At 46.9% G+C, this 16,188-nt stretch carries 15 protein-coding genes; 14 read left to right on the forward strand and 1 reads right to left on the reverse strand.

Annotated features, from left to right (window positions below; translation table 11 throughout):
* Positions 1–21 precede the first annotated feature (21 nt).
* The 12 genes from J0A67_RS08045 (at position 22) to J0A67_RS08100 (ending at position 10,329) form a co-directional block, all read left to right on the forward strand.
* Positions 22–546: an acyl-CoA thioesterase gene (locus tag J0A67_RS08045; RefSeq protein WP_206568796.1), complete on the forward strand. Its 525-nt coding sequence runs from the start codon at positions 22–24 to the stop codon at positions 544–546.
* A gap of 272 nt (positions 547–818) precedes the next feature.
* Positions 819–1,448, forward strand: coding sequence for a hypothetical protein (locus tag J0A67_RS08050; RefSeq protein WP_206568797.1), 630 nt, complete (start codon positions 819–821; stop codon positions 1,446–1,448).
* Positions 1,445–1,756 carry a DUF3817 domain-containing protein gene (locus J0A67_RS08055; RefSeq protein WP_206568798.1) on the forward strand — a complete coding sequence of 104 codons (312 nt, stop codon included), beginning with the start codon at positions 1,445–1,447 and terminating at the stop codon, positions 1,754–1,756. Before J0A67_RS08050 ends, J0A67_RS08055 begins: the two co-directional genes overlap by 4 nt.
* Positions 1,757–1,759: 3 nt before the next feature.
* Positions 1,760–2,779 carry a hypothetical protein gene (locus J0A67_RS08060; protein WP_206568799.1) on the forward strand — a complete coding sequence of 340 codons (1,020 nt, stop codon included), beginning with the start codon at positions 1,760–1,762 and terminating at the stop codon, positions 2,777–2,779.
* A gap of 146 nt (positions 2,780–2,925) precedes the next feature.
* Positions 2,926–3,807 (forward strand): CorA family divalent cation transporter, encoded by an 882-nt coding sequence (locus J0A67_RS08065; RefSeq protein WP_206568800.1) that lies wholly within the window; start codon positions 2,926–2,928, stop codon positions 3,805–3,807.
* 39 nt (positions 3,808–3,846) lie between these two features.
* On the forward strand, positions 3,847–4,530 hold the full coding sequence (locus J0A67_RS08070; RefSeq protein WP_206568801.1) for a GNAT family N-acetyltransferase: 684 nt from the start codon (positions 3,847–3,849) through the stop codon (positions 4,528–4,530).
* A gap of 361 nt (positions 4,531–4,891) precedes the next feature.
* Positions 4,892–5,587: a hypothetical protein gene (locus J0A67_RS08075; protein WP_206568802.1), complete on the forward strand. Its 696-nt coding sequence runs from the start codon at positions 4,892–4,894 to the stop codon at positions 5,585–5,587.
* Positions 5,588–5,763: 176 nt separating this feature from the next.
* A complete protein-coding gene (locus J0A67_RS08080) occupies positions 5,764–7,782 on the forward strand; it encodes a sensor histidine kinase (protein ID WP_206568803.1) in 2,019 nt (672 codons plus the stop codon).
* A gap of 217 nt (positions 7,783–7,999) precedes the next feature.
* Complete coding sequence (locus J0A67_RS08085) at positions 8,000–8,482, forward strand: hypothetical protein (protein WP_206568804.1); 483 nt, start codon at positions 8,000–8,002, stop codon at positions 8,480–8,482.
* 615 nt (positions 8,483–9,097) lie between these two features.
* Positions 9,098–9,259, forward strand: coding sequence for a hypothetical protein (locus J0A67_RS08090; protein ID WP_206568805.1), 162 nt, complete (start codon positions 9,098–9,100; stop codon positions 9,257–9,259).
* A complete protein-coding gene (locus J0A67_RS08095) occupies positions 9,256–9,789 on the forward strand; it encodes a hypothetical protein (RefSeq protein ID WP_206568806.1) in 534 nt (177 codons plus the stop codon). The genes J0A67_RS08090 and J0A67_RS08095 overlap by 4 nt, the downstream gene beginning before the upstream one ends.
* A gap of 60 nt (positions 9,790–9,849) precedes the next feature.
* Positions 9,850–10,329 (forward strand): hypothetical protein, encoded by a 480-nt coding sequence (locus tag J0A67_RS08100; RefSeq protein ID WP_206568807.1) that lies wholly within the window; start codon positions 9,850–9,852, stop codon positions 10,327–10,329.
* A 294-nt stretch (positions 10,330–10,623) separates the two neighbouring features.
* On the opposite strand, the gene J0A67_RS08105 is transcribed toward J0A67_RS08100, so the two are convergent.
* Positions 10,624–11,745, reverse strand: a complete 1,122-nt coding sequence (locus tag J0A67_RS08105; protein ID WP_206568808.1) for a sensor histidine kinase — start codon at positions 11,743–11,745, stop codon at positions 10,624–10,626.
* A gap of 603 nt (positions 11,746–12,348) precedes the next feature.
* On the opposite strand from J0A67_RS08105, the gene J0A67_RS08110 reads away from it, so the two are divergent.
* A complete protein-coding gene (locus J0A67_RS08110) occupies positions 12,349–15,342 on the forward strand; it encodes a sensor histidine kinase (protein ID WP_206568809.1) in 2,994 nt (997 codons plus the stop codon).
* A 53-nt stretch (positions 15,343–15,395) separates the two neighbouring features.
* Complete coding sequence (locus tag J0A67_RS08115) at positions 15,396–16,028, forward strand: response regulator (RefSeq protein WP_206568810.1); 633 nt, start codon at positions 15,396–15,398, stop codon at positions 16,026–16,028.
* The last annotated feature ends 160 nt before the right edge of the window (positions 16,029–16,188 follow it).

Below are 16,188 nucleotides of genomic sequence, written 5' to 3' on the forward strand. Positions count from 1 at the left end.
TTTTTGTCTAAAATCAGTTTTATGGCAAAGCAAAAGTTCGCAAAGGAATCCGTCACCATCATGACGGAAATGGTATTCCCCAACGATACCAACGCATTGAACAACCTCATGGGTGGACGTCTAATGCATTGGATGGACATCGTGGCCGCGATTGCCGCGCAAAAACACTCAAACCGCATCGTAGTCACTGCTTCTGCCGACAGCATTTCCTTCAAGGAGCCCATCAACCTAGGCAACGTGGTCACACTTAGATCCCAAGTGACTAGGGCTTTCAATTCTTCCATGGAGGTATTCATCGAAGTAACTGCCGAGGACATTCCGGCAAGAAAGAAACTCACCACCCATCGCGCGTATTTCACCTTTGTGGCCGTGGACCAAAACGGCGGACCCATCGAGGTTCCCGAACTGATCCCGGAAACTCCGGAAGAAATCGAGCATTTCGACGGTGCACTGAGAAGAAGGCAGCTCAGGCTGGTGCTGGCCAAGCGAATGAAGCCGGAAGACGCCGTCGAACTCAAGTCAATTTTCAACATCGGAGAGAAGTAGTGCTGTTTTGGGCGCTTCTGTCTTTCACCTAGAGCCTCGCTGCTGCGTCGGCCCAACGCACTTATCCATACTATGTTTGGTATTAAGCTGGCAAAATCCCGCGAAATTTTCTCATTGATCTTGTGCAGTGAGCGGAACCTCATCATCACCATTTCGTATTCCATCGAATATTGGGCTTGTGAGCATCCGACATCCGACATCCCTCCTCCTACTTCCGACTTTAAATCCCAGTCAAACTTTGCCAACCGGCTTTTTTTACCCAATTTCCAGCCATGGAAAACGCAAGTCTTGAGGAACTCAAATCACTAATCGAAGAAGAGCTGTACCTAATTCCCGAAGACAGAGAGGCTATCTTGGCGCAATTGGAAAACAGTCCCGCGGAAACAGCCGAAGTCGAAAAAAGCGTCTCCATGCCAGCTCAGACCTACCAAACGGAATCGTCTGCTGAGGCAAATTTGCCACAGACCGAGGCAAAGGCAAGCCCACCAATCGAGCTCGAAGAACTGACCGTGGAGCCCATACCCATCCGAGGCGATTTCAGCAAGGGAGTCCTGATTCTCCATGAGGAAAAGGAACTCATGCCAGAACTGATGGATATGCTCACCAAAATGATCAAGGCCTGTGGACACTCCATGAGCGAGGTGGGAATGGTATCCTCCGCTGCTCTGGAAAACCGCAGCATGGCCGAGTTTCAAAACCTCAATGCCCACACCGTCCTAAAATTTGGCCGGATCAAGCACCCCGTCAATGGCATTTCCTCCTCCCGCTATGAAGTCTTCTCAGACGATGAGACGGAGTATCTTTTTGCCGACTCGCTGAGCGAAATCTCCCAGGACAAAAACCTGAAAGTAAAACTCTGGACTTCCCTACAAGTCCTATTCAACCTTTCCCCAAGCAAATGAACACCGAACAAACCAAATGGGCCAGAAGATTCAAATGGATAAGTCTGCTCGAAGGATTGTCTTTCCTGATTCTACTCGGAATCGCCATGCCGTTGAAGTATGTCTTTGATTTGCCCTTGGCGGTCAAATACACCGGCTGGGCCCACGGCATCCTGTTCGTCGTTTATGTTTACACCGTCTTTCCGACAGCCCGTAAACTGAATTGGGATTTTGCAAAGACACTCTTTGCCCTCATCGCTTCGGTCTTGCCTTTCGGGCCATTTATTTTCCACAGATATCTGAAGAAAAGCCAGCAGGTGCATTTGTAAGTTATGGCATTGATCAGCAAAAAAAAGCTTATTTACCCCATTTCCCCGGTTCTGAGGCGCTATCTGATCAAGTATTCCAGGGAAGTCGACATCCCCATCCACTACCACGAACTGTTGCGCTACAACGGCTCGATAGCCCTCTACGACACCCGAGACCAAGATACCCTCTGGGAGACGGTTTTCTATGCCGAAAGTGACCGTGAGGAAATCCACCACAATGTCAAAAAAATCTACGCCTTGCTTAAGGCCGGGGGCGATATGAGCGTGATGGAGCACCTCTTTGTGGACCGCATAGACCTCTGCGTTTACGGGAATACCCAGCCCTTCCGCGTGCGGATCGTCAATCGCATCAACGACAACTTCGACTACTTTTACATCAAAAATGCGGACGCCTCCAGAGTGTATGGCCTGGAGCTGGAAGACCTTCTTTCCCCCAACCGCATCAGCTACCTTGTTCACCAAAACACCCTCATCGAGGAGCACATCGCAGGGATCCCCGGGGACAAGTTTATGAAGCTTCACATGCAGGATCCCCACCTTAACCCCATCCGCTTGGCCAAAGAATTTGTCAAGTTCAACGAGCGATGCTTTGCCCGGCTGCTGGGGGACATGCACTCCTCCAACTTCGTGATCGACGTCACGCCGGACTTTGAGGAGACCCACTACCGCATCCGTGCCATTGATTTTGACCAGCAGAGCTATGAGGGGAAAAAATCCATCTACCTCCCCCAGTACTTCAAGGAAAACAACGCCCTGATCGAGCTTGGGATGAAATACATCACCTCAGAATCAATGCGGCAATACCAGCGCGAGGAGCGGGCGCTGATTGCCACCCGTCTCAAGTCCTCTCACAAGGAGATAGAGGATATTCTCCGCTGCATGGAGCACGACCACCTGGCACCTAAGGAAAATGTGGTCAGCCTCAGGGAAGAATTGTCCAAGCACTACAAAAACATGGGTTTTCTCACCTGCAAAAACATGGGGGAAATCCTTCGGTTGAGCCTCAACCAGCTCGGAAAATAGACGGATGCAGGCTGTTTTGGCCCCTCGCCTATATCGGCGAGCAAAAAAAACTCTATATTCAATGATGTTTTTATTCGGAAATTGACTGATGAAAGCCGCTTGCATACTTGACTGGCAGCGCATTGGTACAAACTGGTTTCCCTTTCATGGCGCAATTCAAAAAAGACTTCGGAAAATTCGAGTGGCTTGACATAGAAAAGCCAAAGCAAACTGAACTCATCGACCTAACCCACCCCTTTCTGATCGACGTCAATCTGCTGGATGACGCCTTGGAACACGGGCACTTGCCCAAGTTGGAAAAACATGGCGCATTCACTTTTATGATCTTCAGGGCTTTCACCGTAGAGCCCCATCTCAACCATACCACGGTCGCCAAACTGAGCAATAAAATAGCCTTTCTGATCAAGGAGGAGAACCTGATCACCATCCACCAGAAGCCTTTTGATTTTCTGAAAAAGCTGAAAGACCAAGAATTCAAAGATCCCGAAGAGCTGATGCTGGCTATTGTGCTGGAAATGTTGCTGACCTTCGAAGCTCCCGTCAACTGGCTCAGTGACAAGATGGACGACAATGAAAAGGAGATCTTCCTCAAAAAACACGGCAAAGTCTCCATGGAGCAGCTCTACTACCAAAAGGCCAAGGCACGCATCTGCCGAAAGCTTCTGCAGTTCTCCCACAATGTGCTCAATCAACTGGTCGTGAAGCCTGAAAATGTATCCAACCTACAGGATATCCGGGAGTCGATCGTCAATTACATGCTGCAGCTTGATGAGGCAATCGAGGATGCCCAGTCTATACTCAACACCCATCTCTCGCTTACCGCGCAAAAGAGTAACGATGTCATGAAGCTTCTCACGATTTTTTCGGCCTTCTTCCTACCGCTCACCTTCATCGTCGGTGTGTACGGCATGAACTTTAACAACATTCCCGAATTGCATTGGCAATGGGGATATTATATTACGTGGGCAATCATGATTACCATTTCAGTAGTCATCTACCTTTGGTTTAAGCGAAAGAAATTTGTCTGAACCCTCTGCTTCCCCTTTTCCCAAACAGTCCATAGAACCATGAGTATCATCCTTGACAATCCAATCTGGAATGCCCTTACCACGGGCAGTAAAATCCACGCCGAAGGCAACGACTGCGTTCGATTTATGCAGCGGGACAAGGGCCAGTTTGTAGGCTTTCGCACCTATCGAGACGAAGAATGGCAGGATCTGGAGGAGTGGTTTTCAGTCGGGGACCCGATTATTCTCTTCACGCCGGGGGATGTCGCCATTCCAAGCACCTGGAAGGTGATGTTCCAAAGGCCTATTTCCCAGATGGTATTCGATGGCAAAGTGTTGCCCGAAGCCCTTGACTCTCCCCGAGCCGTGCCGCTGACGGAAGCTAATGTCCCCGAGATGATCTCACTCACCCGCCTGACCAATCCTGGACCTTTCTTCTCCAAAACCATCGAACTCGGCAGGTACGAGGGCATTTTTCAAGACGGGAGGCTTGCCGCCATGTCTGGTCAGCGCCTCAACCCGAGCCCCTTCGTGGAAGTAAGTGCGGTGTGTACCCATCCCGATTTTCTGGGAAAGGGATTCGGGGCGGAGCTTATAAGAAACCAAATTCAATACATCCTTGAAGAGGGCAAGACGCCTTTCCTCCATGTATATCCAGACAACTACGGAGCCATCCGCCTCTACGAGCGCATGGGTTTCAAGTTGCGCCGGGAGATGAGGGTTTATTTTTTGGAGAAGGCTTGAAGCAATACATCCCTCGCCCGACTTGTGGAAGGGGAAGACAGGAACCGCCAAAAAAAAGGATGTCTCATAACTGTTGTGTCACATTGAGCGAAGTCGAAATGCGCCTGTATTCCCTGTAAATGGCCTTTGATATACGCTACTCCCGTAGCTCCAGTGCTCAGGCTGACGCAATCAGGCCTTTTGAGACAGCCTCTAGTTACTTCCTAATCACCCCTGAAAGATTGAAGTCCTGATCAACGCAAATCCCCCTTCACAAGCGGGACATTGTTTCGCTGGGGTTTGTCACGGTGGATCAAAAAAAACTCCAATCCGAAGCAACCCCCCTCTCCTATTTTCCATCTCATCGACAAACCAAAAGCTTATGAAATTCCTAAAGACCACGATTGTCGCATTTTTCGGAATCTGCCTTTCCCTATCTGCGCAGGAACTCCAGCAACCACTCGAAGAGGTACCCATGTCCAACCGAGGCTATGCCTTGCTCAAGACCGGAGAAGTGATAGAGGGGAAAATCCTGACAACTACCAGTACCCGAGGTATTACCAAAGTCAAACTGGAAGATGAATTTGGCGAGAGCCATACGATCAGCGCGGAGAATATCCATGAATTTGCCGTTGCCATGAACGGAGCGGTAAGGCTTCAATACGCAATGGAACGAGGTTCCTCAGTCAAGAAGCTGCTCACCAAAAACCAGCCTACGGCGAAGCCTGAGGATTTTATTGTCTTCAGAAACACTAGCCTAAACGGAGAAAATGAATTGCTCTTGCAGCTGCTGAATCCCGGCTTTGATGACGTATTTGAGGTCTTCTACGATCCTTTTGCCAGAAAGACGACTGCACTGGGGGGCGAATACATCACTTGGACTGGTGACAAGCACCGGGCCTTCTTCGTATCCAAAAATGGCGGACCGTTGATCAAGGTAAAAAACGGCAACTACAAGGACGAATTCGCAAACCTATTTGGGGATTGCGATCAACTTACCTCAATCAAAAAGCCAAGACTTGAAGATCTCGGACAGCATATCGCGCTTTATTCTGCAAGCTGCTCCTTCCAGAACTAAACCTAACTACTACTCCGCCGTCGACGGCGATGGCGGAGTGTCAAATTAGCGGAGTGTTTAATAAAATGTACTAAGTCAGTCACGGGGAGGGTCAATCACGCACCAAGATTGCCTGCGAAATTTGCTTTTTTCGCGGAGTTTATGGATGTTTCCATCTAGCCAATCGACTGCCCTATTTGATTACCACCAGCCTATTTCAAAAGAAACTGCCACTGATTGCCCAAATCTTCACCGGTCTGGGTTTGGTTTTTGTCGTCAGTTGGTTTTTGGATATCCGCATCCTCCTCCAGCTTTTTCCGGATTTGCCCGGCATCAAGTTCAATTCCGCATTCCTGATGGTATTGGCCGGACTGGGCTCTTGGCTCTGGTCGGGTGGAAAATCAGTCAAAGGTGCTTGGATGCTGGCGATTGTCATCGTGGTGATGGCTTCGCTTTCTATCGTCCAGGATTTCTTCCAGGTCAGTTTGGGGATCGACGAACTGATAGTCAGGGACAGCATAGGAAGGTCCGAAGGACAGCCCAATCCGGGAAGGATGCCCGGGATGACCGCCATCATCTACCTGCTGTTTGGCATGTCGCTCCTCTTTTTCACCAAAACGCCTCCCAGGCCACTTTTGGGGCAAATCCTCCTGCATGCGATCAGTCTAGTGGCCTTTGTCGCGCTGATGGGATACCTGATGAGCGTACCCGATTTCTACACCCTGTCATTTTTGACCGCCATCTCACCGAGCATCGCGCTGATTTGGTTTGTGTTTTCCATATTCCTGACCGTACATCAGCCGCACTTAGGAATCACCGGACTCCTGCTAGGCGACAAGAAAGGGAGCATCATGGCCCGCAGGCTGACTCCGCGAATCGTTCTAGTGATTATCGTCCTCAGCTTTGCCTGGATGCAGGTGCAGCGACAGGATCTTATCCAGGTGGATTTTGGCATCGCGCTTTTCGCCCTTTGCATCTTGGTGATGGGCCTAGTACTCATTTGGGATGCCTCGGCTTGGCTCAATAGATCCGATGAAAAGCGGCTCAAAGCCGAAACCGAACTCCTCATCGCGAAGCAAAACCTCGAAAAGATGGTGGAAATCCGAAACCAGGAACTCAAGGGTATCCTCGACTCCGCTCCAGTATCCATCATCGCCACGGACAAAAACGGCCTGATCCGCCACTTTTCCAAAGGAGCCGAACGCATGCTGGGCTACGATGCGGACGAGGTGGTCGGCAAGCTAAAGCCGGCCCAGTTTCACGAGCAAAGCGAAATCCAGCAAAAGGCCTCCCTCCTGAGCGCCCAAACCGACTCTGAAGTCCAGCCGCGCGAGGTCTTCACCTATTTTACCATAGACGGCAAAGTCAACTCCGACGAGTGGAACTACGTCCGCAAAGACGGCAGCACCTTCCCTGTGCAGCTCAACGTCTCCCAGATCAGCTCGGACAAGGGAAAGCACCTGGGCTTCATCGGCATCGCTACCGATATCACCCAGCTCAACAATTCCAAAAAGGAACTGAAGTCACTGCTGGAAAAGCTGGAGTCCAAAAACAAGCAGCTCCTCAACTTTGCCCACATCATCTCCCACAACCTCCGCTCTCCGGTCATGACGCTAGATGCCCTGATCAAACTCTACCAAGTCGAGGCAGAGCAAGAGCAAAGAGAAGAACTCTTTGGTCTGGTCGAGCAGGTGATCAAAAACCTCCTCTCCACCATGGAGGAGACCATCGACGTGCTCAAGATACAGGAGGACAGCGACCAGCAGCTCGAAGAGGTGTCCTTTTCCGAGGTATTTGAAAAGACCAAAACCGCCCTGATCGGCCAGATCCTTTCCCTTGATGCCGAGCTGGGAGCGGACTTTTCGGAGTGTCCGGGCCTGATGTTTTCCCGATCCTACTTGGAGAGCGTCTTTCTCAACCTCATGTCCAATGCCCTCAAGTACCGCCATCCCGAGCGTCCGCCTGTACTTGAAATCAAATCTGGAATCGAAGCAGGAAAACCTTACCTGACTTTTTCCGACAACGGCTTGGGCATAGACCTGAAGAAGCATGGAGCCAAGGTGTTTGGCATGAACAAGACCTTCCACAAGAATCCCGATGCCAAGGGTGTCGGACTATACATCGTCAAGACCCAGCTCGAATCCCTCGGTGCCAAGATCAGTATCTCCAGCCAGGTGGACGAGGGCACTACCTTCCGCGTGGATTTTTCGGCCTAGGGCATACTCAGGAACGGCCCTTTCCTAAGGCAAAAGCCTAAGCTTTTATAAACCAGGCATAGCTTAAAAGCGCTAAACGTTAAAAAAAGGTCTTTAAAAACCATTTATTTCAATAGATAATTTTTAGGTAAAATATATTTACCAAATATTTATATGAAGAGACTTTTTATTAAATTACTAGTAGTTATCTATTTTTCACTTTAAAACCTTTTTAATTATGAGCACCAGAAACTTGGTTTCGGTGGATATCCCCGATGCGGATATCACCAAAGTAAAAGACGCCCTCAAGCTCGTGGTAGACACCCTGGGTCCCTATGTGATCGCCCTGACACCTGAGGATCGCCGCACGATGCTGAAGATGGGTGACGGCACGGAGCCCTTTGTCGAGAAGACCATGGACTACGTCGCTTCCAATCCCCAATTTCTCCCCTCCGTTGTCAGCGCGGTGGAGATGGGCAAGGACTGGAAGGTCATCAGCCAGCTCACTCCTATTCTGCGCACGGTAGAGCAGCTGCAGAGCAATCTCAACGACACCATCATGGAATCCGGCTCAGAGCTCTATGCCGACTGCCTGGGCTACTACGGCGGGGTGCAGTTTGGGGTGAAGATGAATATCCCCGATGCCAAGCCCATAGACGAAGACCTGGGCAGGCGCTTCAAAGGCCAAGGCCGCAGAAAGAAGCCGAACGGGGGAAATTAATGCCTGAAAATAAACTTAACACAACCACTAGGGGCCGATTGCTTGCAGTCGGCCCTTTTTCGTCTCCCGTCCAAAGGCAGCCCAACTAGGCTCCGAAGCTACTCCTGTTCCCAAAAAAGGTACAGCTGTCTCCAAAAAGGCTCAAACTGTCTCCAAAAAAGGTACAGCTGTTACCAAAAAGGCTCAAGCTGTCTCTAAAAAAGGTACAGCTGTTACCAAAAAGGCTCAAGCTGTCTCTAAAAAAGGTACAGCTGTCTCCAAAAAGGCTCGACCTGTCACCAAAAAAGGTACAGGTGTACCAAAAAAGGCTCAAACTGTCTCTAAAAAAGGTACACCTGTCTCCAAAAAGGCTCGACGGGTACCCAAAAAAGGTACAGCACTACCATCGGAAGGTACAGCGGTATGCAAAAAAGGTACTCCGGTACCTTCGGAAGGTACAGCGGTAGGCAAAAAAGGTACTCGGGTACCTTCGGAAGGTATATCTGACCCAGGCACCATTACCACCTTAGCCTCCAAAAAATCTACTTCTCCCGAAAAATCATCGGTTCGTTTTCGGTTGAAATGATATCTTTAGGGAAAGATTATCAACCCAACAGACTGCAAGCGTACCCGCCCATGGCCAATAGTATCCTGACCGCCGCCAAAAAGGCAAAAAACGACAAGTTTTACACACAGTCCGAAATCAGCCGCACCGACGCTAAGATTGATCGCTTGGCCTATGAATTATATGGCTTGACGGAGGATGAAATTAAGATTGTGGAAGGGGGTGAAGTATGAATATTTTTGAATTAATTTTTGAACAATATTGGGATCAGTTATTAATATTGATCGGATTAGCATTTATTGCAATAAAATATATTCTAGAAAACAAAAGAAGAAAAAATGAAATAATTGAAGAGATTTTTAGAGCAGGAAAAATAAAAGCTATAAATGAATTTTTAGAGCAATATGCAGATCAAAGTGCATTTTGGTTGGAGATACCTTATTATGACATAATTGAGGGAAAGTTTAGAGGGAAGGAGGTAGATGAAATTGTTAGACCAGGTTTAAATAAGCTTGAAAAGTCATTTTATAGATTGTCTATATATTTAAACGATAGTGAATACAATGATTATATTACATTAGTGGAGAACATTAGAAAAATTAACAGAAGACTATCTGAGTCATATAGAAATTTTAATTTTTTTAATAAAAAAGATATTTCACAAACAAATGAATTTTATTATGTTCAAAGTGATATGCTAAAAGAAAATGAATTAATTTTGAGAGAAATTGTTAGATGTTTTCGAACAAATTTTAAAAAATAACTATCGTAATTAAAAATTATAAGTGGTTAAAATCATGTTTCTGTATTTAATTTTAAATATATGAATATTCAAAATAAATTAGAAAATTTACTAGACTTAAGTTTTGATAATATTCCTAATTCCTCTTTTTTCCCATGTTCTGCTTCTGAAAACAGCACAGGTAACGCAGTAATTAAATTTGAAAAGGAAGTTATGCCAAAGATTTTCAATTTGTTTGATAAAATTGAGATAAATACTTTTCTAGATACAGAAAAAAAAAACATCATTTTAACTTCAACCAATTTTGAGTTTATTTCATTGAACTTTCTTGAATTATTAGTCGAAAAATTATATAATTTTTATGGGAATGATTCTATAGGTTCAAGTAAAATTTCACAATTCGATTTTCAACAAATACGTTCTGGTTATTGGTCTGGAAGGCTATGGACTGATCATGAAAAATATGAAATACCAATTTTGCTGGCATATGATAAGGAGGAAGGTCTTTCATTAACAATCTTTTATCAAAAAAATGAATTCCCCCCTCGAAGTGTAGAATAAGCCTTTGACTGGGTGGAGTTTATCCCCCCTCAGCGTATTGCATTGTCTTTCATCTTTGACTCTGGGTATAATTTGTAATTACACATTAATATCTTTTGAATTTTGTGACTCCCTTTCCTACAAGTTCAAGCCCTCACGGGGTTATCTCCTATCATCTTAACCTCCATTTCCCCCAGTTCCAGTTCGACGACGTCCACTGACCGAGGGCTATTGGGATGTTCGCCCCTTTCAGGATCTTACCCCATCCCCGGATACAGGCTATTCCCGGACCCCAAACCGTGGCGAACCATGGCGCTAAAGACTTTGCTGGGATGGATCGAAGACTGCCTGGACTACTGTGCCGAAGCCCAACTTCGATTCGATTCCGAGGTCTCCCCCGTGAGCCTTTAGGATGTCGTGGGTGATACTCAGCCCCAGGCCGGTACCTTCGGTTCCCTTTTTGGTGGTGAAAAAAGGCTGCATGATCTTGTCGCGGATCTCATCGGGTATCCCGACTCCGTTGTCTTCAAAAGCCATAGCTACCTTGCCGTGCTTACTGCTGGTAGCTACCCTCAATACCGGGGCGTAACTGCCATTTGGTTCCTTTGCCTCATGTCCAAAATCTGGACTAGTAGGGTTTGTATCTTGTGACTTCTGCAGCCTTTCGCGCATCGCGTCAAAGGCATTGTTGCAAAGGTTAATAATCACCCGTGAAATGTCCTCCCTGACCAAACGCATCTCCACGGCCGAATCGGCCAAATCTAGGACGATCTCCACTTGTATCGGATTTTTCCCCGCCCGCATACCGTGATAGCTCAGGTTCACGAACTCCTTGACAAGGGCATTGAGGTCAGTGGACTCCTTCTTGCCGGAAGCTCCACGGGAGTGATGCAGCATGGAGGTGACGATGCCATTGGCCCGCGCGCCGTGTTCGTGTATTTTCTCCAGGTTGGAATGGATATCGTCCAGGATTTCATCGACTAGTTTTTCATCCCTCGTCTCAGTTTTTTTGGCCCGCTCTTCCCTTATTTCCCCGATCATCTCTAGGCTCACTTCCGAGAAGTTGTTGACAAAATTCAGGGGATTCTTGATCTCGTGTGCGATGCCCGCCGTCAGCTGGCCGAGGGAGGCGAGTTTTTCCTGCTGGATGAGTTGGGCTTGGGCAGCCTTGAGATCTTGTTTTTCTTTGGCGGTTTCGTCTTCTGCCTTTTTGATAGTGAAAAAAGCATAGGCCCCTATTGCCATACTGAGGACCGGCAAGCCGACCACCGTGTTCCACTTCTGTGCATTCAACAAGCCTTCAGGAAGCGAAAACGACAATGACTGATAGTGCTCAGCAATGACAAACACGGCAGCGTAGCAAAGTGCCGAAACCGAAACGAAAAAAATGATATAGTTTCTTTCCTTAGGGGAAAAAATAAAAAACTGAAGGAACATAATCAGCGGTATAAATGTGAAGTTGAAGCTTCCTATGGTGAAAATGACTGAGTAAATAGTGACAAAAAAAATTGCCGCACTACTAAATAATGCTCCGGCAAAAACCCTTTTCCCTTTTAAATTGGCTAATAAGACCAGAGCTATCAGTACAAAATGCAAAGATTGTATAAAAGCGACCAAGGGCTGGTTGTAATAAATGGAAAGAACCAAGTTTTGGATGATAAAAAAGCAAATGATCAGAGAAAGCGAATTTGTAAACCGTACATGTTTGATGCTTGTTATATCGCTATGGTTATTGGCTCCGATATCTGTAAGATGCCTAAGACTGATCATGGTTATTCCATTTTATGGTTGTACCATGAATTTAAGCGAAATCGTGCCTTGATTCAAAAAGATGTTTTCAGAGAATCCTCTCACCGAGCTGCCCTAACAAGAACAGTGACTTGCCACAAAAAACTGAGACCCCATCCGCTTTTCGGAATTTGCAATTCCTTTTCAGGTTCAAGACCTTGTGGACTTGGTTTACTCCCTCACATAAACATGTGATTTAATTTCGCCCAAAATTCAAATTCTTGGCTAAAGGGTTAATTTTAGGGACTTTCCATGCAAAGAAAACTCCTCAGCCTCTTCCTTTTTCTCCAGGTCTTGTTTGCCTCCGCCGAGACTAAGCGCTTCTACGTTACCCGATTTGGATCCGGTGAGGGCCTCGCCACCAATCAGGTCTTGACGATTGCCAAAGACCGACACAACTACCTTTGGATTGGGAGCTCGAATGGGCTGCAGCGTTTCGACGGAAGGAAATTCATGACCTACCAAATCCGCACCCCGGAGGCGCAACCCAGCAAGCCTATTTCTGAAATTCTTTTAGATCACCAAGGAATGATGTGGCTTCGCGTTGGAGATGACTACGGCAGCTACATTCCCGAAAAACAGCTTTTTACCAACTACCCCTTCGAAAAGAAAGAGAACCGCTCCCAAGGGGAATCGTTTTGGAGCGACAGTAAAGGAAATCTCTTTGTCATCCTCAACAACAACAAACTGCTTTGGATCGACCAGAAGCAAGGAAAAATCACCGACCAAAACCTTCCAATCAAAATCCCGGATGGATGGAGGCCCAGGGCAATCTTCGAAGACAACAAGGGGCACTATTGGGTAAGCTCCATCGAAGGAATAAGCGTATTCGATCCCAAAAACTCGGAGGTGTATACCAAAGACCACAACCCCCAAGGATTGGAGGTGCTCAACTACCCTAACTTAAGCTATGTCTTCAATGTCTATGAAGACTCAAGGGGAATTTACTGGATCAACTATTGGGGGCCTGAAGAAAAACTTCTGTCCTATGATCCGGAAACGAAGGTCTGGAAAAACCACAAAAGCGAGCTTTCAGCTCCGACTACCAACTACCAAGAATCTTTTGGCAATCTGGAATTGCCCAATGGAGACCTTTGGCGCTATGGAATCCAAACCTTGGCTGACTATGATCCCATCGCCAAAAGATTCAAACCATTGGTTCAAAGCGACATTCGATTTGACAAGATTTCGAAAATGATCTGGGACGAGGCTGGCGGACTCTGGCTCGCGACCGACAACGGATTGTACTTTCTGCATTTTGACACGCCAGATGTCTTTTTTTTGGAAGAAGATTCTGCTGAAGGAAACTACGAGTATCAGGCAGTCGAAGAGGTGATCTACAAAGGCGACACAAGTCTTTGGCTGGGCAGTTGGGGCAAAGGTCTGAACATCATCAAACTCGCCACGGGCAGACAGGATTCACGATGGACCTATAAAGGCGCACCCAATGCATTCGAAAGTCTCCAAGTTTGGGATATCCATCATGACAAAAAGCGCAATTGGGTTTGGGTGGCACTGCAACATGGTTTGCTTCAGGTAATCGACTTGGAGTCAAAAGCAGTTCGTTTTACCTACCCTGAAGCAATTGGAGGCTCGACAATTCGGACGATTGCCCAAGACAAGGAGGGAAATGTATGGTTTGGAACCCAAAATGGAACTATCGTACGCTATGAAGGAGAGGAAATTTCTGAGCGCGGATTTCATAAAATCAGGAAATTCTCCGGTCGCATCCCCAAGATTCTTGTGAGTAAAGACCAAAAACTCTGGGTTTCCACCAACAATGAAGGTGTTTACGTACTTGACCTCGAGCGAGGAGAAATCCTGAAAAATCTAAATGACTCCATTTTGTCTTCCAACGAAATCCAGAGTATCCATCAAGTCAATGACAGCATTTTTGTGTTTGGCCATCAGCTGCTCAACAAGTACAACTCCAAATCCGGAAAAAATGAGATCTTTTCGTTTTCAGATGGCCTTGTAAGTAACAGGATTCTGCATATCCAATCTGAACCCAATGGGCTTATTTGGATCTATACGCCAGACGGGCTGAGCCGCTTTGATATCAGCAACAACACCTTCTACTCTTTTGGAAGGAATCACTTTTTCTCAAAAATTCCCAGTGATGGCCATAGCGGGACGCTCCTGTCCACTGGGGAGCTGGCATTCGTCAGCAGCAACTCCTTTATGGTTTTTGACCCACGGCAATTTGAGCGGAACCTCACTCCTGCTCAGCCGGCAATTACCAGCATTGAACTGTTTGGGACTTATATTGGAGACGGCTCGGTAGCAGCTACCAGAACGGACTTCCTTTCCCACGAAAACAGCCTGAGATTTGATTTCAATATCCTCAATTTTAACCTCCAGGATCGATTTTCTTATTTCTATCGACTGGTGGGTGCTGATCCGGTATGGAGAGAGGCGAAGGGAAGCTTTGAAGCGGTTTACTCTTTGCTGCCCCCGGGAGATTATTCCTTTGAGGTGAAAAGTGCAAACGAGTCAGGCGAATCCTCCTCGCCCGCTGTTTATCGCTTTTCCATCAAGCCTAGCCTGATTCAGACTTGGTGGTTTAAGCTGGCCTTGGTGTTATTATTTTTGGCGATTGTTTATATCATCTACAGACTTCGACTAAATCGAATCTTGGCCGTAGTCAAAATCAGGAATCAACTCGCCCGGGACCTGCACGACGACATGGGCTCCACACTCAGTACGATCAATATCCTGAGCTCGATGGCAAAGACCAAAATCGGTGTCGACCCAGCTAAATCAAGCGAATACATCTCCAAAATCTCTGAGAACAGCCAGAGGATGATGGATGCGATGGACGATATCGTGTGGAGTATCAAGCCTCAAAATGATACCATGGAAAGGCTGATCGCGAGAATGCGGGAATTTGCAACCGAGGTGCTGGAAAGCAAAGACATCCTCCTCAATATAGAGATCGGTGAAAGAGTCTTGGACATGAAGCTCGAAATGGATGCCCGCCGCGATCTCTTTTTGATCTTCAAGGAAGGCATCAACAATGCGGCGAAATATTCCAAGGCCACTCGCTTGTACGTGTCATTTACACTTGATAAAAACGTCTTTAACCTCAAGATCAAGGACTATGGGATCGGCTTCGACTCGGAAAGTCTTGAACGGGGCAATGGTCTCGAAAACATGGAGAAAAGAGCCCGAAACCTCAAGGGAACATTGACCATACATTCGTCGCCAGGCGAAGGAACAACTTTGGATCTCAAGATTCCACATTAATATGTGATTGAGAATATAATTTGATTGAGCTAGTTTTATTTTTTGAAAATGCCATGATAAAGCTCCTGATCTACGAAGACAACCCGCAACTCCGTGAAGGCCTCACTATGCTCATCGACGGAAGTGAAGGCTTTACTGTCCAGGCAGCTTTTAGAAACTGTAGCAATGTCCTTCTTGAAGTCAAAACGTATCAACCTGATGTGATCTTGATGGATATCGACATGCCAGATGTAAACGGGCTTGAAGGGCTCAGATTGATCAAAGCTGTCCAGCCCGAGGTAAGCGTGTTGATGTTGACTGTATTTGACGACCATCAGAATATCTTCCAGGCGCTGCTGAATGGGGCAAATGGTTACATTCTAAAGAAAACTCCACCCGCAAAACTTCTGGAATATATCCAAGAAGCATCTACTGGAGGTGCGCCGATGACCGCTTCAGTCGCAGCTCAGGTCTTGAAGATGTTTTCTCAAATGAATCTGCCTGCGGACAAAAATTACAACCTCTCCGATCGGGAAAAAGAAGTGCTCCAGCACTTGGTCAACGGCTATTCCTACAAGATGATCGCCTCGGAAATGTTCATCGCCATGGATACCGTGCGAAGCCACATCAAGAAGATCTATGAGAAACTTCATGTCAACTCCAAGAGCGAGGCAGTGGCAAAAGCCTTTCGCGACAGACTGTTCTAGCCAACACCTTCCACGGTTCGCTACACTTTTTTCGATTTTACAAATGATGTGACATTGAGTCACATGATAGCGACGTAAAACTGTCACAACCAGTTATTTTTCACCTTTTTATGTGATTTCACGCAACCATTTTTCGAGGCAATTTTGGGTAGAATCTATC

This window comes from Algoriphagus aestuariicola, from assembly GCF_017254835.1.
Lineage (GTDB): Bacteria > Bacteroidota > Bacteroidia > Cytophagales > Cyclobacteriaceae > Algoriphagus > Algoriphagus aestuariicola.